The 24,737-nt window shown below is 43.7% G+C and carries 23 protein-coding genes and 1 rRNA gene; 9 read left to right on the forward strand and 15 right to left on the reverse strand.

The window, feature by feature from the left end; all coding sequences use genetic code 11:
* The first annotated feature begins 184 nt into the window (after positions 1–184).
* Positions 185–889 (forward strand): DUF6658 family protein, encoded by a 705-nt coding sequence (locus AAFP11_RS10090; protein WP_341736936.1) that lies wholly within the window; start codon positions 185–187, stop codon positions 887–889.
* A 45-nt stretch (positions 890–934) separates the two neighbouring features.
* Here AAFP11_RS10090 and AAFP11_RS10095 read toward each other — a convergent pair whose 3' ends face one another.
* The 6 genes from AAFP11_RS10095 to AAFP11_RS10120 all read right to left on the reverse strand — a co-directional run bounded on the left by AAFP11_RS10095 (position 935) and on the right by AAFP11_RS10120 (position 6,955).
* On the reverse strand, positions 935–1,864 hold the full coding sequence (locus tag AAFP11_RS10095) for a DUF192 domain-containing protein (protein WP_341736937.1): 930 nt from the start codon (positions 1,862–1,864) through the stop codon (positions 935–937).
* Between the two features lie 7 nt (positions 1,865–1,871).
* A complete protein-coding gene (locus tag AAFP11_RS10100; protein WP_341736938.1) occupies positions 1,872–3,731 on the reverse strand; it encodes an NAD+ synthase in 1,860 nt (619 codons plus the stop codon).
* Positions 3,732–3,783: 52 nt separating this feature from the next.
* Positions 3,784–4,080: an isochorismate lyase gene (locus tag AAFP11_RS10105; protein ID WP_341736939.1), complete on the reverse strand. Its 297-nt coding sequence runs from the start codon at positions 4,078–4,080 to the stop codon at positions 3,784–3,786.
* Between the two features lie 70 nt (positions 4,081–4,150).
* Complete coding sequence (locus AAFP11_RS10110; protein ID WP_341736940.1) at positions 4,151–4,900, reverse strand: NUDIX domain-containing protein; 750 nt, start codon at positions 4,898–4,900, stop codon at positions 4,151–4,153.
* On the reverse strand, positions 4,861–5,460 hold the full coding sequence (locus tag AAFP11_RS10115) for a nicotinate-nucleotide adenylyltransferase (protein ID WP_341736941.1): 600 nt from the start codon (positions 5,458–5,460) through the stop codon (positions 4,861–4,863). The genes AAFP11_RS10110 and AAFP11_RS10115 overlap by 40 nt, the downstream gene beginning before the upstream one ends.
* A gap of 82 nt (positions 5,461–5,542) precedes the next feature.
* Positions 5,543–6,955, reverse strand: a complete 1,413-nt coding sequence (locus tag AAFP11_RS10120) for a nicotinate phosphoribosyltransferase (protein ID WP_341736942.1) — start codon at positions 6,953–6,955, stop codon at positions 5,543–5,545.
* Between the two features lie 431 nt (positions 6,956–7,386).
* Between AAFP11_RS10120 and AAFP11_RS10125 the strand changes: the two genes are divergently transcribed.
* Positions 7,387–7,533: an isochorismate synthase gene (locus tag AAFP11_RS10125; protein ID WP_341736943.1), complete on the forward strand. Its 147-nt coding sequence runs from the start codon at positions 7,387–7,389 to the stop codon at positions 7,531–7,533.
* Positions 7,534–7,695: 162 nt separating this feature from the next.
* Here the strand turns inward: AAFP11_RS10125 and AAFP11_RS10130 are convergent, their stop codons facing one another.
* Entirely contained in the window at positions 7,696–8,400 is a 705-nt protein-coding gene (locus tag AAFP11_RS10130; protein WP_341736957.1) for a diacylglycerol/polyprenol kinase family protein, read from the reverse strand.
* Positions 8,401–8,534: 134 nt separating this feature from the next.
* Between AAFP11_RS10130 and AAFP11_RS10135 the strand changes: the two genes are divergently transcribed.
* Positions 8,535–8,816, forward strand: a complete 282-nt coding sequence (locus AAFP11_RS10135) for an antibiotic biosynthesis monooxygenase (protein WP_341736944.1) — start codon at positions 8,535–8,537, stop codon at positions 8,814–8,816.
* A gap of 51 nt (positions 8,817–8,867) precedes the next feature.
* Here the strand turns inward: AAFP11_RS10135 and AAFP11_RS10140 are convergent, their stop codons facing one another.
* From AAFP11_RS10140 to AAFP11_RS10150, 3 genes are all read right to left on the reverse strand, one after another.
* Complete coding sequence (locus AAFP11_RS10140) at positions 8,868–9,122, reverse strand: hypothetical protein (protein ID WP_341736945.1); 255 nt, start codon at positions 9,120–9,122, stop codon at positions 8,868–8,870.
* Positions 9,123–9,302: 180 nt separating this feature from the next.
* A complete protein-coding gene (locus AAFP11_RS10145; RefSeq protein ID WP_341736946.1) occupies positions 9,303–10,262 on the reverse strand; it encodes a glycosyltransferase in 960 nt (319 codons plus the stop codon).
* Positions 10,263–10,401: 139 nt separating this feature from the next.
* On the reverse strand, positions 10,402–10,872 hold the full coding sequence (locus tag AAFP11_RS10150) for a tetratricopeptide repeat protein (RefSeq protein WP_341736947.1): 471 nt from the start codon (positions 10,870–10,872) through the stop codon (positions 10,402–10,404).
* Between the two features lie 184 nt (positions 10,873–11,056).
* Between AAFP11_RS10150 and AAFP11_RS10155 the strand changes: the two genes are divergently transcribed.
* Both AAFP11_RS10155 and AAFP11_RS10160 read left to right on the forward strand, forming a co-directional pair.
* Entirely contained in the window at positions 11,057–12,370 is a 1,314-nt protein-coding gene (locus AAFP11_RS10155; RefSeq protein ID WP_341736948.1) for a glycosyltransferase family 4 protein, read from the forward strand.
* A 109-nt stretch (positions 12,371–12,479) separates the two neighbouring features.
* On the forward strand, positions 12,480–14,408 hold the full coding sequence (locus AAFP11_RS10160) for a hypothetical protein (protein WP_341736949.1): 1,929 nt from the start codon (positions 12,480–12,482) through the stop codon (positions 14,406–14,408).
* A gap of 177 nt (positions 14,409–14,585) precedes the next feature.
* Here the strand turns inward: AAFP11_RS10160 and AAFP11_RS10165 are convergent, their stop codons facing one another.
* Positions 14,586–14,732 (reverse strand): hypothetical protein, encoded by a 147-nt coding sequence (locus AAFP11_RS10165; RefSeq protein WP_341734867.1) that lies wholly within the window; start codon positions 14,730–14,732, stop codon positions 14,586–14,588.
* Positions 14,733–15,660: 928 nt separating this feature from the next.
* Between AAFP11_RS10165 and AAFP11_RS10170 the strand changes: the two genes are divergently transcribed.
* The 3 genes from AAFP11_RS10170 (at position 15,661) to AAFP11_RS10180 (ending at position 17,789) form a co-directional block, all read left to right on the forward strand.
* A complete protein-coding gene (locus AAFP11_RS10170; RefSeq protein WP_341736950.1) occupies positions 15,661–16,233 on the forward strand; it encodes a DUF4360 domain-containing protein in 573 nt (190 codons plus the stop codon).
* Positions 16,234–16,371: 138 nt separating this feature from the next.
* Positions 16,372–17,049, forward strand: coding sequence for an actin-binding WH2 domain-containing protein (locus tag AAFP11_RS10175; RefSeq protein ID WP_341736951.1), 678 nt, complete (start codon positions 16,372–16,374; stop codon positions 17,047–17,049).
* A 29-nt stretch (positions 17,050–17,078) separates the two neighbouring features.
* Positions 17,079–17,789, forward strand: a complete 711-nt coding sequence (locus AAFP11_RS10180; RefSeq protein WP_341736952.1) for a hypothetical protein — start codon at positions 17,079–17,081, stop codon at positions 17,787–17,789.
* 26 nt (positions 17,790–17,815) lie between these two features.
* Here AAFP11_RS10180 and AAFP11_RS10185 read toward each other — a convergent pair whose 3' ends face one another.
* The 3 genes from AAFP11_RS10185 to mutS all read right to left on the reverse strand — a co-directional run bounded on the left by AAFP11_RS10185 (position 17,816) and on the right by mutS (position 22,527).
* Positions 17,816–18,535 carry a DUF4276 family protein gene (locus AAFP11_RS10185; protein WP_341736953.1) on the reverse strand — a complete coding sequence of 240 codons (720 nt, stop codon included), beginning with the start codon at positions 18,533–18,535 and terminating at the stop codon, positions 17,816–17,818.
* Positions 18,529–19,758: an AAA family ATPase gene (locus tag AAFP11_RS10190; RefSeq protein WP_341736954.1), complete on the reverse strand. Its 1,230-nt coding sequence runs from the start codon at positions 19,756–19,758 to the stop codon at positions 18,529–18,531. The genes AAFP11_RS10185 and AAFP11_RS10190 overlap by 7 nt, the downstream gene beginning before the upstream one ends.
* Before the next feature lie 141 nt (positions 19,759–19,899).
* Positions 19,900–22,527 (reverse strand): DNA mismatch repair protein MutS, encoded by a 2,628-nt coding sequence (mutS, locus tag AAFP11_RS10195; protein WP_341736955.1) that lies wholly within the window; start codon positions 22,525–22,527, stop codon positions 19,900–19,902.
* Between the two features lie 716 nt (positions 22,528–23,243).
* Between mutS and AAFP11_RS10200 the strand changes: the two genes are divergently transcribed.
* Entirely contained in the window at positions 23,244–24,410 is a 1,167-nt protein-coding gene (locus tag AAFP11_RS10200; protein ID WP_341736956.1) for a zinc-dependent alcohol dehydrogenase, read from the forward strand.
* Between the two features lie 208 nt (positions 24,411–24,618).
* Here AAFP11_RS10200 and rrf read toward each other — a convergent pair.
* Positions 24,619–24,736 (reverse strand): 5S ribosomal RNA (gene rrf / locus AAFP11_RS10205).
* Position 24,737: the final 1 nt, after the last annotated feature.

The raw sequence follows: 24,737 nt of genomic DNA on the forward strand, positions 1-24,737 counted from the left end.
CTTCCTTCTTCCTTCTTCCTTCGCCCACTAAACACTTGAGAAATGTAACTTGAGATAGATAAACAAGTCCTATTTTTATTCGTATGCTGAAAGAGTATTGAAATTCCTGATTTTGTAATGCTAGCCATTTACCAAACCACAGACATTTCAATACATCAACCATAGTATGCAAGGAGCATTTTTTATGAACAGACTAACTGCGTTTATCAAAAAAATTCGATTGGGACAGTTGTTAACAGTGTTTATGGCGGGCTTTTTAGTGTTCGTTAGCACTGCTTGTAGTGGCACGGATGTGATTGCAGGAAAGACTGCCGACAAACTTAGAGAAGAAGTTCCTTCCGAGGCTGTAACTTCTGAATATAAAGGTGGGCAGAACCAATATAGCGATGTCGATCCCAGAAATGCCAACATGACAAAAGTAGAAGCACAAGCCAAGATGCTGAAGGATGAAGCACAGCGCCGCATCGATACTAAAGCTAGCAGCAATGTGGGTGAAAATGTCCGACGGGTGGCAGATGAAGGCCCTGATAAACTCAAGGACATTGGCAACAAATTGAATGACGATGTTCGCAGTGCTCAGGAGAATTTAGATGAGTTTGGGAAAAACACCAAAAAAAACATGGCTAACCTTAAAGAAAATACTCGCGATGGTGTGAAGGGAGCAAAAGAAGTGGTTAAAGAGGCCACTGAAGGGGCAAAAGACAGAGTAGCAGAGGGTAAGGATGCCCTTCAATACAACCTCAAACAAGGCAAGGAAAATGTTAAAGATGCTTTGGAGACTGTAAAGTCTAATGCTGATGATGTCTCGGACAAGGTTAGCTCTAAAGTGAACCGAGATATTGATAGAACTCAGCGAGCTGCTGAAAGAGCGGTTGATGCGATCGACTAATCATATCAATTCTGATTGCACCATCAGGTGATTGTCGATGTTTATTTAGGGTAGATTGGGAAGACGATCGCCCACTTTCAACCCTAATTGGGCTGCCCTTCCTCCTCGGAGTTCCATCACTGCATCAACAGGAACATCCGGGCCGTAGTTGGGGCAGTTTTCAGTTAAACAGGGAGGCACATTCGGAATTATCGCCTGCACTACCCCTCCCCGCAAAAAAATTATATCCAGTTCAATAAATACATTTTTCATCCAAAAACGCACATTTCGCGCGGGTTCAATGGGGAACAACATTCCCCTGTCTTCCGGCAATTCTGTGCGAAACATCAGACCAATTTGTTGTTCTTGGGGAGTTTGGGCCACTTCCAAGCCGATCGCGCGATCGCCGATGTTAGTATTAACAGAAATTGGCAAAATCTGACCCACATCAATCCCCCCAAACAGCGATATAAAGTTGGATTGTGATAAATTAACTATTTCCGCAAAAGCTCCTAAATATTTGCCAGTCTTTTGATCTTTCATCACAGTTTGGTTATCGGAAACAGAGATATCTAAGTCGCTAAACTTCATGCCATCTGTCAAGACAATTTTATCATTTCCGTTGCCAAAATCGGTAATTAAATCGGCTCTATCTAGACTCGATGGAGCAGCGGTTATTTCCATCACAAATAAATCATCCCCCGCACCACCTGTCAAGATATCTTTGCCTTCACCACCGATTAGCAAATCTTGGCCCCGATCGCCATTAATGACATCATCTCCTTGTCCTCCATAGATGGTATCGGTTCCCTGCCCTCCCGCGATGGTATCAGCGCCTTCATTTCCGGCGAGCCAATCATTTTCCCGATCGCCAAAAAGCAGGTCATTCCCCCCTAAACCTTGAATTGTGTCATTACCAGCAAATCCTCTAATTAGATCGCTGTTGGGACTTCCCAGAAGAAAATCAAAGCCAAAAGTACCTTCGATATTAGCCATTTTCTATTTAATAAAAGGAAGCTTTGGCGATGGGCATTCGCCAACCAGTACCAAAAGCGCGATCGCTAATTTTCAAACCAGGAGGCGCTTGTCGCCGTTTAAATTCCGCCTGTCTCACTAATTTTAGTATACGCGCCACCACCACTTCATCGTGTCCCGCCGCCACAATTTGTTTAACAGATTCGTGATTTTCGATCCATCGCTCCAAGATGTCATCCAAAATATCATAAGCAGGCAAAGAATCTTGGTCAATTTGTCCCGGTTTCAGTTCAGCACTAGGCGGTTTACTAATAATATTACCAGGAATTATCTCCCGGCCAAGGGGCGGGGACGGGGACGGAGAGGGCGGGCACGGAGGAGAGGGCAGGCACGGAGGAGAGGGCAGGCACGGGGGCACCGCCCCTACAGACTCGTTACCAGGCTCAGCCTGGTAACGCAGATCTAGAGGCTCCGCCTCATCTTTCCCCTTCCCAATTCCCCCAGCATTCAGCCAGTGACAAAGGGAATAAACGCGAGTTTTGGGCACATCAGAAATCACGGCCAATCCGCCATTCATATCGCCATAGAGAGTACAGTAACCCACCGCCATTTCCGATTTATTACCAGTAGAAAGCAGCAAATGGCCAAACTTATTAGAAATTGCCATCAACAGATTGCCGCGAATTCGCGATTGAATATTTTCCTCAGCAATGCCAAAAGGGGTATCGGCAAACAAATTAGCTAAAGTGCGATCGTAAGCTTTCATCAAATCGGCGATGGGCAACATTTCCATCCCTATACCCAAATTTTTAGCTAATTCCAAAGCATCATTCACAGAATGATCGGAACTATAGGGAGAAGGCATGAGAACGGCCAACACATTTTGGGGTCCGATCGCATAACTAGCAATCGCAGCCACCAAAGCCGAATCAATCCCGCCACTCAAGCCCAATACAACCTTAGAAAAACCACACTTACGAACATAATCTCGTACCCCTAAAACCAAAGCAGCCCAAATTTCTGCATCCCCAACCTGCGGAGAAAAACTTAAAAGTGCGCCCTTAAATTCTGTAGAATTTTGCGAGGCAATGTCCACTAAATCCCGTTTAGCTTCGTCATATTCAATCACCCCAAAATCAGTTTCAAAAGAAGCTAGTACCTGAATTAATTCACCGTTTCTGTTGATACAAAAACTGCTACCATCAAAAATAATATCATCATTTCCCCCCACCTGATTAGCGTAAACAATGGGTATACCCGATCGCATTACGCTATGTTGCAACATAGACGATCGCACTCCCCGCTTTCCCGCAGCATAAGGCGATGCCGACAAATTCAACACTAAATCCACACCAGCTTTGACCAAATCCAAAAAAGGTTCACCCGCGTAACTGCGTTTCCCCCAAAATTCCTCATTATTCCACACATCCTCGCAGACTGTAATCCCAATTTTAATGTTACCTAAATTAAAAAAATCGCTTTGGGTTCCCGGTTCAAAATACCTATCTTCATCAAATACATCATAGGTAGGCAACAAACGTTTATTAAAAACTTTTTGGATGCTACCATTTGCCAACAAAACAGCACAATTAAACAAGGATTTTCCGCCTGCTTTCACAGCGTTAGGATTCGGGATAGCAGTGCCGACTATCACTGCCAACTCCCCTGGTAACTCCTGGGCTAATTGCTGCAACTTATCCCCAGCCGCGGCAATAAAACTAGGGTTCATCAACAAATCTCGTGGTGGATAACCTATCAGAGAAAGTTCCGGTGTTAGCAATAGATTTGCTCCTTCACCCGCAGCCTTTTTTGCAGATTCCAGAATCAAGTTGGCATTGCCAAAAATATCACCAATAGTAGGATTTAGTTGTGCGATCGCAATTTTCATATTACCAAATTACCTAATCTAGAAGGAAGAAGCAAGAAGGAAGAAGGATTACTCACGAATCAGACTTGTAATGCTTCATCTCTTCTTCAATGAAATGATTGACCAAATCCCGATAGAGCTTTTCCACCACATCAGCATTCAAACCCGCTTCCTGGGCCCATTCACGCCGCTGTTGTAACATAGCATAAAAGCGATCGGGCGCTTTAACACTGGCTTCACTGGTTTTGAACCTAGCCGCCGCAATGACGTATTCAAATCTCTTGCTCAAAGCATCGATGACTTTCCGATCGATTCGATCGATTTCTTCGCGAACTTCCAGAATATTCGCGCACTCATATGGGGCTTTCATCGCCTGTACTCCTGAATTTTTTATACTGTCATCTTACTAAATTTATCATCTAATGTCATCCTCTCAACAATTAAATAAACACCAGAGGTTTATCCTTTAAAGGGGCAAAAGCTTCCGGATCAAAGCGATACAAACTCGCAGGACGACCGGCCCCCCGCGAAACTTTTACACCGGTATCGCACAAAAAACCCAGTTTCAATAATCGGGCCCGAAAATTAGAATAATCTGAAAAATTGTCCCCCAAAATAGTAGTATAAAGTTGATACAAATCGCTTAAAGTGAAAAGTTCGGGCAAGACTTCAAAAGCCACGGGACTATATTCCAGTTTATTCCGCAAGCGCCGGTATCCGTATTCGAGAATTTGATTGTGATCGAAGGCCAACTTAGGAACTTGTTCCACAGGATACCAAGCAATGCCACTGACACGGTGGCCGGCACCAGCCACCACACTCCCAGCAATTAATTCAGCTTCTTCCAAGCGAACTAAAGCAAAGTAACTGACAGAAAGATAACGATCGCCTCTGGTGAATTCCCTGGGGTCGCGCCCCGGTTGTCCAAAAGTATACAATTGCTCCAAATACAAGTTTTTCACCCGAATTTTTTCCGACAAAATCCGATAAGCTGCATTCTCCAGAGATTCCCCATGGCGCACCAAAGTACCCGGAAGAGTCCAAAAATCGATAAACGGTTCGTCATGGCGCATTACTAACAGCACCAACAAGCGGTTCTGTAAAGTATCGACGGAGAAAATCACATTATCTACTCCGACTTTAAAGTCAGCTAATGAGCAACCTTCGCTCTTTTTTGTGCCTCGTGCCATGCGTATAAATTCTCCCTATTAATGTAATCTTCGATGGTCGGAGTCAGGGCTTCGGTGTCTCCTGTTTCCCGATAGGATGTTGAAGAAACATTGGGAGCATTCAAACAGGCGATCGCCACATCAGCACCCCTTCGTCTCAACTGCCACAAATCTAACTCTTGTGGTGGATAATTAGGTCGTGGTACTACTAGCAATTGCACTTGTTTTAACAAATCTTCAACTTGATACCAGCGAGGCAATTGTTCCACTAAATCTGAACCTATTACTAGGGTAAACTCGGCACTTCCCCACATTGATTTTGCCCGTGCTACAGTTTCTAGCGTCCTTGGACTGCTGAGTTCTGGATATAAACAAAGATTTTGCTGGGGCGAATTAATTTCTTGAATCATTAACAGCAGCATTGCCGATCGATGTTCCAGAGAAGTTTGGTGAGATTTAAAAGGATTGTCCGATGCCCAAACTGCTACCCAGTCAAAATGCTGAGCTAGCCAATTAAGGATAGTTTTGTGTCCGGCAGTAGGCGGATCGGCGCTGGTTCCAAACAAGGCAATTCTTTTCATTGGGGAATTGGGGATTGGGGAATGGGGAATTGGGAATTGGGAATTGGGAATTGGGGATTGGGAATGGGGAATGGGGAATTGGTTATTTGTTATTTGTTATTTGTCGTGTTTTATTGGTGAGATTTTGCAAATCGGTAGAAATTTCTACAGGTGGCGAAATCGGGTTATTTAGTTGGCGAGTTGCAGGGGGCAGACTGGCGACAGAAGCCGCAGTGCGTTTCGCGATCGCCTCTAAACTTTCTTGACCATACAATCGTTTTCCTTCCTTGACAACCAACTTCATTAATGTTATGGAAGCATCATAATTCTGAGGTTTTTCCTCAGACAATCCCAAACAATCTCCGAGAATTTGCCCATCTTTAATCTGTCTAAAAATTTGCTTCCGTCCCGGATATGTCACTTTGCCACTTGCCTCCTTCATCACTGGAATTCCGTCAATTTCCACCAATTTATAAACACCATTGACAGGGGAACCGCTCACCAACTTCGTTCCCAAACCGTACCCGTCAATGCAAGCGCCGGCATTTTTTAATTTAGCAATTTCCGCCTCGTCCAAATCGCCGCTGGCAATAATCGGAACTCCCGGCAGGATCGATCGCACTTCCCGCGACAATTTCACCAAATCCCCAGAATCCAGCCGCACACCTTCCAACACTATTTCACCGCTGTTGACGCGATCAGCCAACAAGCGCGCCGCCGCCACAGTATCATAGGTATCGATTAACAACGGCGCACCGGGAAAATAGCGGTGAAACGCCGTAAACGCCTGCTCTTCACTACCTTCGAGAGCACTGACAGCCATCACCAAAGCATGAGCCATTGTACCGACTGGTTTGCGCCCCAACCTCAAAGCAGCCAAAACATTAGAAGTCCCATCAATCCCCGCAGCCAGAGCCGCCCTAGCCGCCCACACAGCAGCTTGAGGGCCAAAAGCCCTGCGTGTCCCAAATTCCAGCAACTTAGCATCAGGGCCAGCCACATCGCGCAATCTGGCCGATCGCGTCGCAATCAAAGTTTGATAATTTATGACATTGAGCAAATAAGTTTCCACCAACTGAGCCTGCCACAGAGGAGCCTCGATTCGTAGCAGTGGCTCATTGGCAAATACCGCCGTCCCCTCCGCTACCGCCCAGACATCGCCAGTAAAGCGGGCTGTGGCGAGTAGAGTCCAGAATCGATCGGGGGCATCAGCAAAAATCCCAGTGGACTGCAAAGCCACTATTTGCGAGGCTGAAAACTGAAATTTCTCTAGATAATCGAGAACTTGAGCCAAGCCCATGGCGATCGCATAGCCAAAACCTTCTGGTAAGCGCCGCGCGAATAATTCAAAACTCGCGACTCGCCCGTCGATCCCTTCCCCGACGTAACAAGCCGTCATCGTTAGCTGGTAGAGGTCGGTCAATAAGCTGTAATCTTCAGAGGAAAGACACAGTTCTTGGTCTTCTTGGATTTGGTCAAAACTTTGATGCTGCAAGCTTTCTGTGGCAGTTTTCATGGTAGAACCCCGGCAAACTCCTTTGGTTAATTATAGTGACTCACACCATATTTTATATAAATTTTTGATTAAGATTTTAAATTTATGTCTGAAAATTTCCTTTTTATAACTCTGTGATGCCTAATTGCCTGTGGATTGACCGATGAGTGTTATGGTAAGATTAATAAAAATTATCCAGCAGTTTGTCAATGAGAGCCCAGCAACCGGGTTTTTGACCAAAAAACTGGGATGGCGACTTCTTCCTTCCGCCCAAGTAGGCGACTTCTTCCTTCCCCCCTTGGGGGGGGCTGGGGGGGGTTCTTCTTCCTTCAGCTTGCTGCAATAGTTGCGGACTAATAAGTAATTCAAATAAATATTGCTAAAGCAATCCCCAGGCAAAAAATCAGAGTAATGTATAAAGTATCAGAACCCAGACGAGAGAGGCGAATTTTATGAATCTTTCTAAGTCTTTGACAAACGCAATGCGTTACGTTTCAGAAGCAGCTTTGCGACTTTTTAGCCCCAGCGATGACAACTATCCCAATACTGGAGTTCAACCTTTTGAGGGTAAGTCTTCCAAAAGCTCTAAACGGGAATAATCAACGATCATTTATGGAGTTTCCCTCGCGATCGGCAAAAACCCTCTGTGTAACGGCAGATAGGCGATCGCCTCACACAACTCGAACAACAACGGTAATTTTTAATCACTACATCCAGAACCCCGAATTTTTAAATAATTCGGGGTTGTAACTAATGATTAATTACAAATTACCAATTACCCAAAACTGATTTAAGAAAAAGGCGATCGCCGCACTGCCTAGTGGGACTGTCAAATTGTCAACTCCCCACTTAGAAACCGACTCCAAACTAGCAGCAACTACAGCCACAACGGCAGATACCGCCCAAGTTTGCCAAACATTTCCTTGCACCGCCAGCAAAATTAAACTACTGACAACAAAACTCACCACATACATAGTTGCAGAACCTTCCCAACTTTTCTTAATTCCCCAAACTCGATAAATATGCTGGCCGTATTTTTGCCCGATGACAGCCGCCAATCCGTCCCCCCAAGTCATCACCAAAATGCCCAAAGCAGCATATTCCTGATGTTGCAGTGGCCAAAACCAAGCCACCAGAATGCTGATAGTAACAGCATAAAAAAAAGTACCCCAACTTTGCCGATTTATGCTATTGAGACTAGGTAAAATCGGCACTTGGTAGGAAATTAGGGCGATCGCAGCGGCTAAAATTCCCGCCGTTATTCCCACCCAACCAGGTATTTCCAGCCACCAAGCCAACAAAATCACATTCCCCGTACCGATGTGCACCACCTTCCGGGAAACTTCTGGATCGACGGAAGTAAAGCGATTTAACCCTTCAGCCACCAGTAAAATCAAGCCCAACCAAATCCCTACGAGGGAAATTTGCAACCACACAGTCGGAATTTCAGCAACTATAGACACGATATTAGGGGAAATTTAGATAAAGCACTGTTTACTACTTTAAACGTAAAACGCGGTATTAGATTCCCGACTTCTTTAAGTGCTTAAGTAGTCCCCATCGTGGTAAAGTCTAGCTAGTCGATCGGGATGTGATTGCTATGCAGTATGTATTAATTATTCACGAAGTAGAAAATTATGAAGCCTGGAAATCCGTATTCGATCGTGCTGCAATTATCCGAAAAGAAGCTGGAGAGCGATCGTATCAAGTCTTGAAATATGAAAATAAACCCAACAAAATTGTTCATTTTTCCGCCTGGACATCAATCGCAGATGCTAGGGCATTTTTTGAGTCGCCTAAACTGGTTAAAATTAGAGAGGAAGCGGGAGTTAAAGCTCCTGAATTTATATATTTAGACCAATTAGAGTCAGGGGTATTGTGAAATAGCTGGCGATCGCCTCTGTGTAATGTCAATGGATTTGATGCTTAATTATTACTGTCCATTTCCGGCTGACAATGCTGTCACTATGGCTGCGACTGCGGGACTAAGACTAGACAAGACAACGACGGAAGCAGTAGCAATAATAATAGTCGTAGCCATCCTCACCATACCATCAGTCCCTTTCTGATATGCGTCAAACTTGTATTCCAGGCGATCGACTTTCTGACCTAGTTCAATTAATCCTGCCCTGAGCTGAATCAATGATTCTCTGATGTCATCATTGCTGGGATTTTCTGGTATCTCCATGGCGATTTATCCTATTCAAACTACAGACCTTAGCTTTAGTCTATCAACATCATAACATAATTAGACACCGAATGTTTTCATTAAGTAAACTTCAGAGTTATGAGAGCTTGTGGAACAGGCATCTTGCCTGTTCATGAGAATGGTGTAATATCTCAATTGAACCGAACTTAATATTAAAATTCAGAATTCAGCACTATTCACCAAATTTCGCACAATCTCAAAAGCCCTTCCCCGCAACTTCATAGGCAACAGCGACAGCCCCAAACCAGCCCACATTTTCGCCGCTGAAACCGACTTTCCGGCCCGCACCATCCACCGCCCTTTCTGAGTTTCACCCACCTCAATCAGCCGTAAACCCAGCGCTAATTGAGTTTCTGCAATCCTTCTGAGCCTGACAGATTCCAACTTTTCCGCATCAAACTCATAACCAGTCAAATAGCGCAATTTATCAGTCAAATAGGGAATAGCCCGATCGCTCCCTTGCTGTTCGGCATGGAATCGATATTCCATCAAAAGTTCCGGCAAATAATAGCATCTTTTTCCAGCGATAGCAAGTCTGACAAACAAATCGTTATCTTCACAATTTTGCCAATTTGGCCGCAGAAACCCTACCTCTTCCAACGCAGTCCGGCGAAACAAAGTTGCCCCTATTTGCAAACTTTGTTTCACAAAAACCGTGGTCAACAAATCTTCAATAATTCCCGCCGACAACGAGCTGCGGCCCCATCTTTGCGAATTCAGTTTAGTCTGGATTTCATCAATGTGATTATTAATGTCAATCACCCAGTGATCCGTACTCACAAAATCAATGCTGGGGTCTTTATCTAAAATAGCAGATGTCCGTTCCAAAAATTGTGGACTCAGGCGATCGTCATCGTCAAATTTAATAAAATATTCACCCCGATGCGCCGCAAAGCCCGATCGCATATTATTGCTTTTACCAATATGATACGGGTGACGAATGTAGCTAATCCCTTCATCTACAAATTCCGACATTAACAGCGCTGTGCTGTCAGTAGAACCGTCATCGCAGACAATTAATTCAAAATCTGTATAAGTTTGAGCTAGCACGCTGGCGATCGCACCAGCCAGCAAATGCACTCGATTGTAAGTAGGAATACAAACGCTAATTTTGGGCACAAACTTATATAGCAGAAGGAAGAAGGAAGAAGGAAGAAGGAAGAAGGAAGAAGGAAAACGCAGCCACTGTCATAGTTTCATTGATTCAGAATATCCTAACCGCCGAGAAGGTTGCTATCACATTTTAGGTTAAGGTATTTTAACTCAAACGAGCCGTACATTCCAAAATTAACTTTTGATTGACCAACGCAAAAGGTTGAATTTCTAAAGCGCGACGAAAAGCTTGAATTGCATTTATGTATTCTCCCAAAGCAGCGTAGCACAAACCCCGCCCGTGCAAAGCTCCAAAATGAATTGGGTTGAGTTTGAGGACCATGGAGCAGTCCTGGAGCGACTTTTTATAATTTCCTTGGGTATAGTGAAGTACGGCGCGCCGATTCCAAGCTTCCGCAAAATCAGGTTCTTGAGAAATCAGTTTGGTTAACAAATCTAAAGCGTGGCGAACATCACCTGCATCCAGGGAAACTTGCGATCGCCTGAGAATTTGCATCCCGTACTCCCCCTTCTGGTGAAACCAACAGCGCCAGAGTTCTGTAGTCGCCCGATCGCGTACCCTTTCGTCGGAGTTTTTCAAGTCTTCCAGCAGCGCCTTAACAGATAATTCGTCCATAGGTGCGAAAATTGTTAAACAGGTTTTATTAATCAATCTTATCGCTTGGCGGTAACTTTATTTATTAGTAGTGGATGCACTATCAACCTAAATACAAGGTTCCTAGCCATCGTCATCCACCTAAAATGACATAATTCGGGTCAGAAAACGGATTTTTGCCTAAGTCCTGTTTGTAGAACATCCCATGCAGATTTTAATGCTTTCCTCCACTTTTCCCTATCCCCCAAGCCGCGGAGGAACTCAGGTAAGGACATTTCATTTATTAAAATATTTGAGTCGGCGGCATCATGTAATTCTCGGAACACTGCGATCGCCCGATGTCACCGATGCACAAATTCACGAATTGCGCCAGCAAGTTGCAGAATTAGCCGTTTTTCCCAACCCCCAAATACCCCCCCAACCCCCCCTTACCAAGGGGGGGCTAAGACTACCCCCCCGAAGTTGGGGGGGGACTGAGGGGGGATTCTATGGAATCGTCGGAAAACTAGGCAGATTTGCTGGATTTTTGCAATCCGGGATACCTCCCAATGTACTCTCAAGCTACTCGCCAGCAATGCAGAATTGGGTAGATGAGTTAGTCACAGCAGGGAAGTGCGATGCTATTACTTGCGAACACAGCGTTAACGAGATTTACGTCCGTCCACAGTGGCGACAAAAACTCCTGACAGTCGTAAATATTCACAGTTCAGTTTGGGGAACTTGTAAGCAAATTTTAGAAACAGGCACATCAGAAAACCCCCTGCGCGATCGACTCAATTTACCCCTCCTAGCCCGCTATGAAAAACGCTACTGTGCCAAATTCTCTCGCATTGTGGCGACTACATCCACAGACAAGCAATTACTTCTCCAATTGTTGTCGCCTAGAAAGATGGAAAAAAGAATAGACTATTTCTCAATGCCAACCATTGAGGTAATTCCCAACGGAGTTGATTTAGTCGAATTTCCCCATCGGGCGATCGATCCGGGAGGACACACCTTAATCTTTGCAGGGGCGATGAACAATTTGCCCAACATCGACGCAGCCAGATTCTTGGCCTTGGAGATCTTGCCAATCCTACAGCAGCGTTATCCCGATACTACCCTCACCTTAGTCGGAACTTCCCCAGTACCTTCCGTCTTGGCTTTGGGGAAACAAGCAGGAATTCAAGTTCTAGGCAGAGTCCAAAAGGTGGCAGAATATTTGCATCAGGCTACTGTTTGTGTAGTCCCGATGCGAATTGGTTTGGGAATAAAAAATAAAACTTTGGAGGCCATGGCTGCGGGAACACCCGTTGTTGCAAGCGATCGAGGTTTGGAAGGTTTAGCCATCGGCGGTGAGTCACAACCGATCTTGGCCTTGCGCGCTAATGAAGTTCAGGAGTATGTTGAAGCGATTAGCACTTTGTTTGAAAATCCACACCTAAGACACGAATTGTCTCAAAATGCCCGATCGCACATCGAAACCCAATACACCTGGGATACCATAGGTCGGCAATACGATCGACTATTAGACATCTAGCAAAAAGCCTGTTCTTAAAAGACTGTAAGACCTGTTCCACAATAATTATGGGCCATGTCTATGGCAATTTTAAACATAAATTCTAAAATCTAAATCCTAAAATTTGACGATGGAACACAAAATTAACCCCTCCAAAAATCGAGCCAAACCCCCAGAAAATGCCAAAGTTCCCCCCACCAGACGCCGCCGCCAAGCCCGACGCACCCAAAATTCTCCAGCATCTCCATCTAAAACCCCCAAATCAAAAACTCCTACCCCAACATCCGTCGCCAGATATCCCTGGAAAAGACTGATCGCTAATTTCACAGCCCTCAGCGTGTTGTGTGGCTTCGCTGCTTTGATGGGCGGCGGCGCATGGCTGAGTTATCAACTGATTGTCGATCCCAACGGTAACAAGTTGATCGCTAAATTTGTGCCGGAATGGTCCCGGCTTCCCCTCGCCACCAGAGATTCTATTCAAACTCTCGATCAAATTCAAGCTAGCATCCGTAAATTGGGATTTGTCACCGGAGAACCTCTGCCACTTCCTATCAATAACTCCACTGATTCTTCGATTTCTGATTTACTCTTACCTGTGATGGTGGAAAGGACTGTTAACGCCACAACATCCTGCAAAAATCCTTGTCGTCAAATTGTCGAACTTCGCGTATACAAGCGCGTGCAACTTCCCGATCGAGATTCAGATAAAGTCGAGTATTTTCAACTAACCAGTTCCGTGAATGTAGAAGGTCCAGCAGAATCTTTTGTACTCGCTTCTTTAGCTGACTCCAAGTCAGATAATCTTGGCTCGAATCAGTCTCTACCTTTAACCGAACTGCGCCGATTTAATGGCAAAGCACCGACTTCGGGAATTTGGTTTAATGTCAGCGGTCAATTAGTACGGGGCGATAAAAAACTTCCCTACGGACAGGTGGTTCGCTACAACCCCAGCCAAAATCATTTAATCTCGCTCTTGGAATGGGTGAGTGCCGCCGGACAACCGCCCAATTGGCAACAAATTGTTAAGGGTTCGTCTCCACAATTGGCGATCGATCAAACAGTTGGTTTGGAACCCCAATTTACTCTTTATCAAATTGGCCCGCGCAAATTTGTCCCGAATCCTGTTCAGTTAAACCCGATTTCTTTGGAAGAATTTGCTTTAAATGACGAAACCTACAAAAATGGTTTGCGACTTGCCAAAAGTGGTCTGTGGTCTCCAGCTTTAAATGTGATGCGTATTGCTAAGGGAAAAGCCGGTGCTAATTGGCCGACTCTGGCCCAAGCTCAGCTAGATACTATCGAATTTCATGCTAAAATTACTAAGGCTCAGGCGATCGCCTCTTGGGCCAGTCCCGGTCAACAAGTTCTCGCAGAGTTGATAGACGGTCGCTGGAGAGAGGCTTTGCAGGTATTTGAAGCCGATCCTAGCAACAGTCACGAAATTGCCAAAACCCTCAAAAATGACAATGGCAAACTCTTGAATCGCGTAGACGCAGCTTTGAGAGTGAATTCTAGTGATGGAGATGTCAAAGCTTGGGGCGCACTCATTATCGCCTCTCAAGATGGGACTCGCGAGGCGATGAATTGGCTCGATCAACAATCAGATACCGACAGCGAAACTAGGAACCGTATTCGGAATTTAGTCAATAAACTTGACGAATCAGTTTCCCTAGCTGAAAGTTTAGAACAGCACAAAAGCCAAATTATGGGTTCGGCTACTTTACTTAGCACTATTAATCCCAATGAATGGATGGAACCAGAACCTAAAAATCAGTTGAAATTGACAGAAAAACAAGTTTGGTATCAGGTGCAGGTCGCCAGTTTCTACGACGGGAACCGCTGGGTTAGTTCGCCCTTTTTAGATATGGAACTGAGATCTTTTCCGGCTACTCAAGTCAAGTGGTTATGGGGCAGGCTTGGCTTACTCGCCGACCCGAAAATTAAAATTGAGGTGGCGATGAATAACGGTCTACAAAGAGTCGCTTTGGGAACAGTGAAAGCTGTGCAGCTTCAAGACGGAAATCTACGGTTGCTTGCCGCAGTTGAGAAGGGTTCTTAAGCTATTGAAAAATACCAGACAGAAGGTAGAAGGTAGAAGGCAGAAGCCAGAAGCCAGAAGTATCAATTCTCCCCCTCTCCCACTCTTCCACTCTCCCCTTCCCTTCTGGGACAACAACACAAACAACTATTTTCTTAACTCAATTTACAAAACTCGCACACAAAAGCCCCTGAACTCTTAGCTTTCGCTCTTTTTAGAGAGTGCTGCAATCATCTGGCGTTTGACGGCTTTAGCCCAAAGCTCAAACTCTAAACTGTTCGTGGTTTTAATTTTAACTTGCTCAACAGGCTGAGGTGGGGCTTTTTTTTCTACGGTAGTATCCATGATTTTTTCCTCGTCCAAAAAAATAGTAGTCGATCGTCAACGGTCAGGAGCATACCTCTATTCTATTAACTAATTGCAGGAATTACTTCTATTAAATACATATAATTTTATCGATAGATGCAGTAAATACATCTAGAGGATGCAATTTACGAATCTAATTTTAAAAGTTCCTGCAATCTGTGCGTGCCATAAGTTTTAGCTGATGTTTGATTATGACAATTTAGGTTCTCAAATATTATCAAACCAAGACTTATGTTAATCTACTGATAGTTAAATGAATGTATTTGTGTATACAGCAGATAATCATTTTTTGACCTGTCATAAGATATGCAGAAGCAAAAAAAACAAGCTCGTCAATTAATGGCTCTGGTCTTAATACTAGAGGATTTTTGATTATTAATATTTAGCAACATTTTTTATTGAGATCGCCTGTGATTTTAATTGAAAAATAAATATTACCGCCCACCCCAGACTCCACAACAAGAGAATTCCGTGCTTCCAAGGCGATCGCCTGCATCTGCCATTCGCAGTAGAATCAAGCCCTAATTCCTCTCAAAAATTGTCAGAAATTTTCCTACGCCCAAAGATAGACTAAACACTCAGCAATTTCTCTGCTTTCTAGGTTCTTATTTTCCAGGAAAACCAAACTTGTTATCTGGAATCTTCCGGAACTTTATTTAGAAGAAATGAATCTTAGAAAGTATCAGCAAAGAATAAATATTTATTGAGCGAGCGTACTCATCCAAAAACCACTGAGCAAGGTAATATCATATAGCTCAGTAGATAGTAGTTCTAAGCTTTTGAGCTAACAAGAAAAAACTTGTAATCTCCTCATGAGACAGGGTTTGCCTAAATTTTGATTCATCAATCAAACGGAGTGTTTTTTACACCCTAATTAATAGATCAAAATTGATCTAGGAGAAATTCCATGAAATTTTTAAAACTCTTACTGGCCACCACATTAATGTCTGCTTCCATTAGCTCCGCCTTAGCGCAGGAAAAAGTGGAAATCTTAGGTGCAAGCTATGGTGGTAGTGGTTGTCCCGACAGATCCGCCAGTGTCAGCGTCAGCCCCGATGGTCAAGAACTAACCATTCTATTTGATAAGTTTGTAGCCCAGGGAAATATCTCCGCAGAAAAACGCAAAAGCTGTAATCTCAGCATTCCCATCAAAGTACCTCAAGGTTTCCAAATTTCTCTCTACGATGCTGATTATCGTGGTTATATCGCACCAAAAACTAGCGCCAACTTAAGAGCAGAATACTTTTTTGCAGGCAGCCGAGGCCCAATTTTTTCCCGGAATTTTAACGGGGAAACGAACTATAACGTTCGAGATAGCTTAGCCACTGTAGCAGATGTTTGGTCTCGTTGTGGTGACAGCATCAACATGAGAGTCAATGCTGCGATGACTGCCAGTGGTGCTGGTACGGCCACCGTTGACTCCTTCGATCTGGCTCACCGTGGTTTGGTTTATCACATCAAATATCGCACCTGTCGCTAGATATTTCCAGAGGGGGAGAATTTTAGCTCTCCCTTCACCCTTCTCCCTTGAGACTAGATAAATCTGACAAGCTCTTGCACATCTAAATCAACTTGAGTTATAACCGATTCGGAGTAGCATCAGTCACAAGGAGAACCCGTGAAATATTTTTCAGTAGTAATGTATTTGCTGCGGGAACGGCAACAGTTTCTAGAAGAAATCCGCGAAGGTGTTAAGCTCAAATCTAAAATTTTCGGGCTGTTGATTTCTAGTACAGTATTTTTTTCCATTTATGGAGCAATTTTAGGTGCATCTAGTACGTGGATGCAATGTCTAGTGTCAGCAATTAAGCTACCAGCACTTTACTTGCTGACACTGATTATTTGTTTTCCTACACTCTACTTTTTCAATGTCATGTTTGGTTCAAAACAAACTTTTGAACAGTATTTGGCATTGTTAATGACAGCAATGGCGATGATTAGCATCTTGATGTTTGGATTTGCACCTGTAAGTCTATTTTTTTTACTGAGTAGTAACAATTACAATTTTTTCCTGTTGTTGAATGTTGCCATTATGGCAATTACAGGATTTTTAGGAATTAGTTTTTTTTATCAAGGAATGCACTTCCTTTCCGAACAAGATGCTGAAGGCAAGGATATCCGGCTAAATATTTTGCGCTTCTGGTTGGGACTTTATGCCTTTGTTGGGAGTCAGTTGGGATGGACTCTCAGACCTTTTTTTGGGTCGCCGGGAATGGTATTTCAACTATTCCGAAGCCGAGAAAGCAATTTTTATATGAGTCTCTGGGATTCAATTAGGTCTATAGGAGGGTTTTAATTAATGCTAAATTAAGGAGATTTGAAATAGTGATACAATCGGACTTAGATGAATTACTAATTCCTGAAACGGAGTTAGAGGAATTGAGCGGCATAGCTTTGGGTGACGGTTTTGCCGGTAATTTTTACAGACATGGCGCTTTCGGAGACAGCAGAAAGCTATTTTCTATGCTGTTAAATGAGTTGCTGATATTTTGCGTAACCTTAGTGGTTTCCCTCCCTGTTGCTTTACTGGCTACTCAACATAAAGTTGGTTCCTTTAGCGATTCTCAGATATTTGTTTGGGTTTTACAACTAACCTTGGGCTTGTCCGTAGCCATTGCTGTAGCTTGGAATTTGTATAGATGGGTAAAGGCAAGGCCTCTAGCAACCTTGGCTGGTTTGCTAGATGAAGTTGACAAGTATCATGAGGTGATTAAGGCTCTCGATATTATCGATCGCTTAATAGCCGTTGGCAATCTCCAAGCCAATTTGATGAATCGAGAGGATGCAATTGAAGCATTAAACGTTACTAGGGAAAGTTTAGTTTGTGCTTTAAAAACCGAAAGAATTCTCCGGGAAAATCAGGAGTTTATTGGTCGTCGTTACGAATTATTTGCTAATATTGAAAGTAATTTGGCTGCCTTGATGGCGATGGATGTGAGCGATCGAGCAACTGAATACGGGAGATTGTTGAATGAGGCTTTGGAGATTGGGATGAGCGTACACAAAGAGGTAATAAAGTTGCAGAATGGGAAGTAAATAGGGCTTATATACACGCAATGTATTTATGTCATTTCTATGATTTTGGTAAGGGTTATAAAAAGGCGATCGCAACTAGGAGAAGCCTTGCGTACCTTATCAATATCTAAAAGTGCTAATAGTTTTGGAGCGTGTCGTGTTTTGTGATATTTACCTTTAGAGGTTTCATCAGTGGCTGATTTCAGCCACTTAGTCAAGTTGTATTTAAGAACTTTCTCTACACTTTGATTTTCCAGCTTTTCACGAAGATAATCCGCTTTAAACCCCCCATTATAAAACTTGTTTAAAGCATCAATATCAGCAATAAACCAAGCCTCCATAGTTTGCACCATTAAGTGGCAACAAGCATCATCAATCCCCAGCGAATCCAAAATCCAAGGTTGATCTTCTTTTCTGCTTCTTAAATGCTCCCAAGGTGTGTGACTTTCAGAAACAGGAGATTCTGAATCAACAAGCAAAACATTAAAAGACTCTGGATAAGATTCCACACTCATTAGGAAATCGTCGCAAGCATCGCGGCGAGATCCAGACATGATTGACAGGATTTTTATGCCTTTGCTCTCTGCGAAATCGTAGAGTTCTTTGAAGAGATGAACAAAACCCGCTCGCAGCCCCGCTGTGGTCTCTTTTCCTGCCGGAATTCTACTCCTAAATCCCGGACGTGTTGGAGGTATATTTTCTGTTGTACTTTCATCTTCACTTTCATCTCCACTGCCTTCAATATAAATACGAATCTCTCTTACCATCGGTTTCCTCCGATGTGTCCCATCCGCCACAAATCTCCTAGAGTGTACTTTTTCAGCCACTGTTTAAGTTGCTCAGGCTCTAGACGGCGCAAGTGAGTACCTGTGTTATTCTGTTCGCAAACTAAGACTGATTCTGGAACTTCACTCAAACCAGAAACTAAAGCATCAGAATGAGTAGTAACAATTATTTGAGTTCTTTTAGATGCCGCAATTAGCAATTCAGCAACAGTAGATAAGATATCTGGATGCAACCCTAATTCTGGTTCTTCAATACAAATCAGGGGCGGTGGACTTGGGTGGCACAGCAAAGTCAGCAAGCACAAATAACGAAGCGTACCATCTGATAAACGGGTAGCAGGAATTGGTCTATTGAATCTTTTATCCCTGATAAATGTTTGTATCGTACCGCCATCAATTCTAGTTGTGATGTCACCTACTGCCTCGTAAAACTTTTGCAACTGCTCTAGCAGCAAAGGTGTAAAACCTTGGAAATTTAACTCGTGCAAAACATGAGCAAGGTTACTTACATCTTCTTCAAGAAAGTCATTTGGTAAATCAGATGGTTGGGGCCTTCTTGGTGGCGTATACCTGCCTAAATTCCATTCCCGATAAATACGGATCTTGGAAAACTGATTGTTTAAGTAGGCTAATTCAGGGTAAAAATATTTGTCTTGTTTTTGGGACAAAACTGATTGAGAAAAATTTATCTCGTCACGGCTAAGATGGCGTTTTCCGCTATTAGTGTCTTTACTTGTTCCCTCTTCTGAGACCTTTCTAGTATTTAAGACTGGATTGCCATTTCGATAGCGGTAGAAAAAATATACATCTTTATAACTTGGGGCAAATTTTTCTTCCTTTTCTACAGCTTCATCTACAATTTCTAGTTTTTGACCTAACATCGTGAAAGAGATTTTATAGAGCAGAGGGGTAGTTTCTTCAGGATAATCTACGATTGCCTCGATTGTAGCTGTTGGAATATTGTTGGAATTTTTTTCATCACCTTTCCAAAGCCACTCGCCAATACCGCCTCCTTGCCGAAATGGAGTATTTATATCATTGGGTGTTGACTGTAAAATCCCCACCGCATCAATTAGGTTCGACTTCCCAGATGCGTTGGGGCCAATTAACACATTCAGGGGTTGAAGTTCTATTTCCTCTCCTTCACTTCCGTAGGATAGAAAGTTTTTTAAGCGAAGAGTTCGGATAAATCTTTTGCCTTGCATCTCATCCTCCTATTTAAAGCTTTTGATATCTTCAAGAATAGTATCACAGTTTCGTCATTTTCAGGTCAGTAATGCCCAGATTACTGACCTGAAAATAGAATTGATAGCTAAGTCCTGGATTCGGCTCGCAATTTAATCATTTCAATCCTCAAAAATATCCAACTGTTCGCCTTCCGACTCTTGTTTCCCCTCTTTCTTCACACCCTTCCGTAGTCCGATCGCAATTTTACTGTGTTTCTCAATCTGCTTCATCACCTGTCTTGCTCTCTCAATTACCGAGGTTGGTAAACCAGCTAATCTCCCCGCTTCAATCCCATAAGACTTATCAGCACCTCCAGGCTGAACTTGGTGCAAAAATACTATTTGATCGGGCAATTCCTTGACCGTAACTTGGTAATTTGCTACATTATTTAAAATAGAAGCTAACTCATTCAATTCGTGATAATGGGTAGCAAAGATTGTCCGCGCCCGAATCTCATTCGCCAAGTATTCTGCCACAGACCAAGCAATCGAAAGTCCGTCAAACGTCGCCGTTCCCCTGCCAATTTCATCTAACAAAACCAAGGATTTTGGTGTTGCGTGGTTGAGAATATTTGCAGTTTCATTCATTTCTACCATAAACGTAGACTGACCTGTTGCCAAATCATCCACCGCGCCAACGCGGGTAAAAATGCGATCGCAAATTCCCAAAGTAGCAGCTTTCGCCGGCACAAAACTCCCCATCTGCGCCATCAACTGAATCAAACCCACCTGCCGCAAATAACAACTTTTGCCACTAGCATTCGGCCCAGTTAAAATAATTAAATCCGGTCGATTTAGCGCTTCTTCCCGACCCAAAAAAGCCGAATTAGGTACGAAAAAGCCCGGAGGTAAAGACTTTTCGACCACCGGATGACAACCTTCAATAATTTTAATTTCCCGACTTTCAACCATATTTGGACGACAGTAATTCTGATAAACAGCTACTTCTGCCAAACCGCACAAAACATCGGCTGCGGCCACGGCGCGGGAAACATTGCGAATAATTTCGGCGTGTTCTCCTACCTCGGCGCGTACTTGAGCAAAAATATCATATTCTAGTTGATTTAAATCTTCCCGCGCTGTCAGAATTCGTACTTCTCTTTGTTTTAATTCTTCTGTGCTGTAGCGTTCTTCATTAGTGAGAGTTTGCTTGCGCGTGTAGTCATTTGGTACTTGGTCTACTTTCGATTTTGTAATGCTGATATAATACCCGAAAGCTTTATTGTAACCTACTTTTAAATTAGAAATTCCGGTGCGTTTTCTTTCATTTGCCTCTAAATGAGCAATCCACTCCTGATCGGCTGATGCTGTTTGCCGCATTTCATCTAGTAGGGAATTAATTCCCCAACGAATCAACCCTCCTTCTTTTAAATGAATCGGCGGTTCGTCAACTAAATGAGCGTGAATTTTAGTTGCTAATTCTTCTAAAATTGGCGGGGCATTTTGCAGTGATTTCAGATAGGGCGATCGACCTTGGGCTGCAATCGCAGCTAACTCAGGCAGTTTTTTTAAAGAATCAGCTAAAGCGACTAAATCTCGCGGGCTAGCTGTTCCAGAACCAGTGCGCCCAGTCAGTCTTTCTATGTCGTAAATTTGGCGTAATAACTGCTGCAAATCTTGGCGCAGGTAGTTATCTTCTACTAATTCTTGAATCGTGTCATGTCGCGCGCAAATGCCTTTAATATTCAGTAAAGGTTGCAGCACCCACCGCCGTAAAGCCCGACCTCCCATTGCAGTGCTAGTTTTGTCTATCGCCCACAGCAAAGAACCATGAAAAACCCCATCTCTCACAGTTTGAGTAATTTCGAGATTGCGACGGGTTTGATAGTCTAGTGTGAGAAAATCCGTGATGGTATAAGTGTGTAATACTTGCAAAGGAACGGCATTTCCTTTTTGAGTTTCTTCGAGATATTGCAGCAAACCCCCGGCTGCGCGTACTGCTAAGGGAAGCTGTCCACACCCCATACCTTCGAGCGATCGCACTTTGAACTTTTGCAGGATTCTCTGTTTTGCCTCTCCCAAAGTAAAGGGAATTTGCGATCGCAAAGAATAACAAAACGAACTTGGTAAACACTCTGGTAAATGATCGGATTTTTCGCCTGGTCTCAACATAGTCACCAAATCGGGAGCATTCGTTGGTACTAGCACTTCCGACGGTTGCAAACGCAACAATTCTAGATTTAATTGTTCTAAACTATCTGCTTGTGTAGTGACAAATTCTCCGGTAGAAATATCTGTATAAGACAATCCCCAATGGGTTCCAGCTATAACGATTGCTGCTAAAAAGTTATTTTGTTTGGGTTTAAGCATTCCGTCATCAGTCAAAGTTCCGGGAGTCAGAATTCTGGTAATTTCGCGCTTGACTTGACGGCCTTCTCTAGCTGCGATCGCTGCATCTTCTACTTGGTCACAAACTACTACAGCATAGCCTTTTTCTACTAACATTGAAGTGTAGCGATCGAGTGCATGGTGTGGCACTCCTGTCATCGGCACTCGTCCAATTTCCTTGCCGCTTTCTTTGCTAGTACAAACCAGCTCTAATTCCCGCGAAATCGTCACTGCATCTTGGAAAAAGCACTCAAAAAAATCTCCGACTCGAAATAATAAAAGTGCGTGGGGATATTGTTCTTTGACTTCCACATACCGCTGCATCATCGGTGTCAGCTTATTAAACTCTAGTAAGCGGTAGTCGGCATTACGAATATTTGCTTGATTGGGGTCTGTTGGGGTAGATGCAGTGTAAGGCATAAAAGGCGATCGATAAACTTTAATCTTTCACAACTGTAGCGCAAGCTCGGCATTTAAGCAGCACTTGTGATCCAAAACCCGCCCCGCCTCGAATCTATATCGACGAGCCCTGACTTGAGAAGTTTGAGGCTGCAACTTACTCAGTACACTTAATGAGCTGGTCTGTAGTCGTAAGATGCCGTACACATCCCACCTTACTACTATAGATAAGCTGAGGTGTATGTAGATTTTATACTCAAGTTTGATGAATTTCTTGTGCTGTCACTACTCCTAGCGATTTTGACCTACTCGTGGGCGAAGCCAGCACGAAGTGTTTATTTACTTCCTGGATGGTTCGAGATTTGAGGTTGAACGGCGCAAATATAATTTAAAGAGGAGGAATTTTACTGTAATTTTTAACTTCTTGCATAGCATAAGTCCTGACTCTAAAAAAAGTAATTGCTAAGACTATCAAAGCTCGGTATTCAGTGAATCAAGCATTTCTGGTCATACTTTAAAGCAATTAACCGATATTTTAGTAGCTTGATTTTTTACTAATTTTAGTCTCGATAACAGCCAAAAGATATATTTTTTAATCATACCTTGGATAGAGATAAGTAAAGTTTTATACATTTAAGATTGAGAAAATCAATGCCCTAATTTAGATACTGAGCTAATCGAAAATTTCAAAGAGAACACCAAAAAATGTTCGTAGCTAACTAGAGGAGAACCAAAAAATGAAAGCAGTTTGTTGGCACGGAGCAAATGACGTGCGAGTTGATAATGTACCTGACCCAACAATTATTAATCCGCGAGATGCGATCTTCAAAATCACATCTACAGCAATTTGTGGCTCAGATTTGCACCTCTATAATGGCTACATCCCCACCATGCAATCCGGTGACATCCTGGGTCACGAATTCATGGGGGAAGTTGTTGAAGTTGGTAGTGAAGTTAAGAATCTCAAAAAGGGCGATCGCGCAGTTATTCCTTTTACAATTTCTTGCGGCAGTTGCTTCTTTTGTAACCGGGATTTGTGGTCACTGTGCGATAACTCTAACCCCAATGCTGGATTGGCTGAAAAAATTTACGGTCATTCGCCGGCAGGATTGTTTGGCTACTCGCATTTAACGGGCGGCTATGCAGGAGGTCAAGCAGAATATGCTCGCGTTCCCTTTGCAGATGTTGGTCCTTTGAAAATTCCCGACGGACTATCTGACGAACAAGTATTGTTTCTCACTGATATTTTCCCTACAGGTTACATGGCGGCAGAAAACTGCAACATTCAACCGGGGGATACGGTAGCCGTTTGGGGCTGCGGGCCGGTGGGGCAATTTGCAATCAGAAGCGCGTTTATGCTGGGTGCCGATAGAGTAATTGCCATCGACCGCTTCCCGGAACGCTTGCAGATGGCTGCTGCGGCCAAAGCCGAAATCATCAACTACGAAGAAATTGATGCGGGGGAAGCCGTCACCGAAATGACTGGGGGGCGCGGGCCTGACGCCTGCATCGACGCTGTGGGGATGGAAGCCCACGGCACGGGTCTGGACGCTTTTTATGACAAAGCAAAGCAAGCTGTGCGCTTGGAGAGCGATCGACCCACCGCATTGCGACAACTGATCCTGGCTTGTCGTAAAGGTGGCACAGTCTCGATTCCCGGCGTTTACGGCGGCTTCGTAGACAAAGTGCCATTAGGTGCAGCTTTCAACAAAGGTTTGACCATGAAAATGGGACAGACTCACGTTCAACGCTATTTGCGGCCTTTGCTCGATCGCATTCAAAAAGGCGAAATTGATCCCAGCTTTGTAATTACCCACCGCATGAACTTGTCAGAAGCACCGCAAGCTTACGAGACTTTCAAGAACAAAAAAGACAACTGCATTAAGGTTGTACTTAAACCTTAACTCGGATTCGAGGAACCAGGAGCAAATAGGGCGATCGAGGCGGTGCTCAACCCAGATTTGGTATAAAATCATCAAAATCAAGTAGACCTCTCCCATAATTTCTCTGGAACAGGCATTGTGCCTGTTCTTAACTGTCTTTTTAGGAGATGTCTAACAACAAAGCCCCTTTCTAGAAGAGAGAAAGAGGCATTATGTGTGGCAAATAAATCCCAGGCATCGAGCTATTTTCTCAGGCAGTGACCCGCCAAATATCTTCGCCACCGCAGCGTTTAACAACCGAGTTCGGGATGGAATCGGAGTGGTGCCACTGCGTCATAGACACCTAGA

The organism is Microcoleus sp. CAWBG640 (assembly GCF_020883015.1).
Lineage (GTDB): Bacteria > Cyanobacteriota > Cyanobacteriia > Cyanobacteriales > Microcoleaceae > Microcoleus > Microcoleus anatoxicus.

Excerpts from the sequence above, each read along its gene's own strand:
- AAFP11_RS10165 (WP_341734867.1), bottom strand. The coding sequence starts at position 14,732 with ATGGATACTACCGTAGAAAAAAAAGCCCCACCTCAGCCTGTTGAGCAA.
- mutS (WP_341736955.1), bottom strand. The coding sequence starts at position 22,527 with ATGCCTTACACTGCATCTACCCCAACAGACCCCAATCAAGCAAATATT.
- AAFP11_RS10110 (WP_341736940.1), bottom strand. The coding sequence starts at position 4,900 with ATGGCACGAGGCACAAAAAAGAGCGAAGGTTGCTCATTAGCTGACTTT.
- AAFP11_RS10105 (WP_341736939.1), bottom strand. The coding sequence starts at position 4,080 with ATGAAAGCCCCATATGAGTGCGCGAATATTCTGGAAGTTCGCGAAGAA.
- AAFP11_RS10170 (WP_341736950.1), top strand. The coding sequence starts at position 15,661 with ATGAAATTTTTAAAACTCTTACTGGCCACCACATTAATGTCTGCTTCC.
- AAFP11_RS10100 (WP_341736938.1), bottom strand. The coding sequence starts at position 3,731 with ATGAAAATTGCGATCGCACAACTAAATCCTACTATTGGTGATATTTTT.
- AAFP11_RS10160 (WP_341736949.1), top strand. The coding sequence starts at position 12,480 with ATGGAACACAAAATTAACCCCTCCAAAAATCGAGCCAAACCCCCAGAA.
- AAFP11_RS10095 (WP_341736937.1), bottom strand. The coding sequence starts at position 1,864 with ATGGCTAATATCGAAGGTACTTTTGGCTTTGATTTTCTTCTGGGAAGT.
- AAFP11_RS10120 (WP_341736942.1), bottom strand. The coding sequence starts at position 6,955 with ATGAAAACTGCCACAGAAAGCTTGCAGCATCAAAGTTTTGACCAAATC.
- AAFP11_RS10090 (WP_341736936.1), top strand. The coding sequence starts at position 185 with ATGAACAGACTAACTGCGTTTATCAAAAAAATTCGATTGGGACAGTTG.
- AAFP11_RS10135 (WP_341736944.1), top strand. The coding sequence starts at position 8,535 with ATGCAGTATGTATTAATTATTCACGAAGTAGAAAATTATGAAGCCTGG.
- AAFP11_RS10140 (WP_341736945.1), bottom strand. The coding sequence starts at position 9,122 with ATGGAGATACCAGAAAATCCCAGCAATGATGACATCAGAGAATCATTG.
- AAFP11_RS10200 (WP_341736956.1), top strand. The coding sequence starts at position 23,244 with ATGAAAGCAGTTTGTTGGCACGGAGCAAATGACGTGCGAGTTGATAAT.
- AAFP11_RS10185 (WP_341736953.1), bottom strand. The coding sequence starts at position 18,535 with ATGGTAAGAGAGATTCGTATTTATATTGAAGGCAGTGGAGATGAAAGT.
- AAFP11_RS10155 (WP_341736948.1), top strand. The coding sequence starts at position 11,057 with ATGCAGATTTTAATGCTTTCCTCCACTTTTCCCTATCCCCCAAGCCGC.
- AAFP11_RS10115 (WP_341736941.1), bottom strand. The coding sequence starts at position 5,460 with ATGAAAAGAATTGCCTTGTTTGGAACCAGCGCCGATCCGCCTACTGCC.
- AAFP11_RS10150 (WP_341736947.1), bottom strand. The coding sequence starts at position 10,872 with ATGGACGAATTATCTGTTAAGGCGCTGCTGGAAGACTTGAAAAACTCC.
- AAFP11_RS10190 (WP_341736954.1), bottom strand. The coding sequence starts at position 19,758 with ATGCAAGGCAAAAGATTTATCCGAACTCTTCGCTTAAAAAACTTTCTA.
- AAFP11_RS10125 (WP_341736943.1), top strand. The coding sequence starts at position 7,387 with ATGAATCTTTCTAAGTCTTTGACAAACGCAATGCGTTACGTTTCAGAA.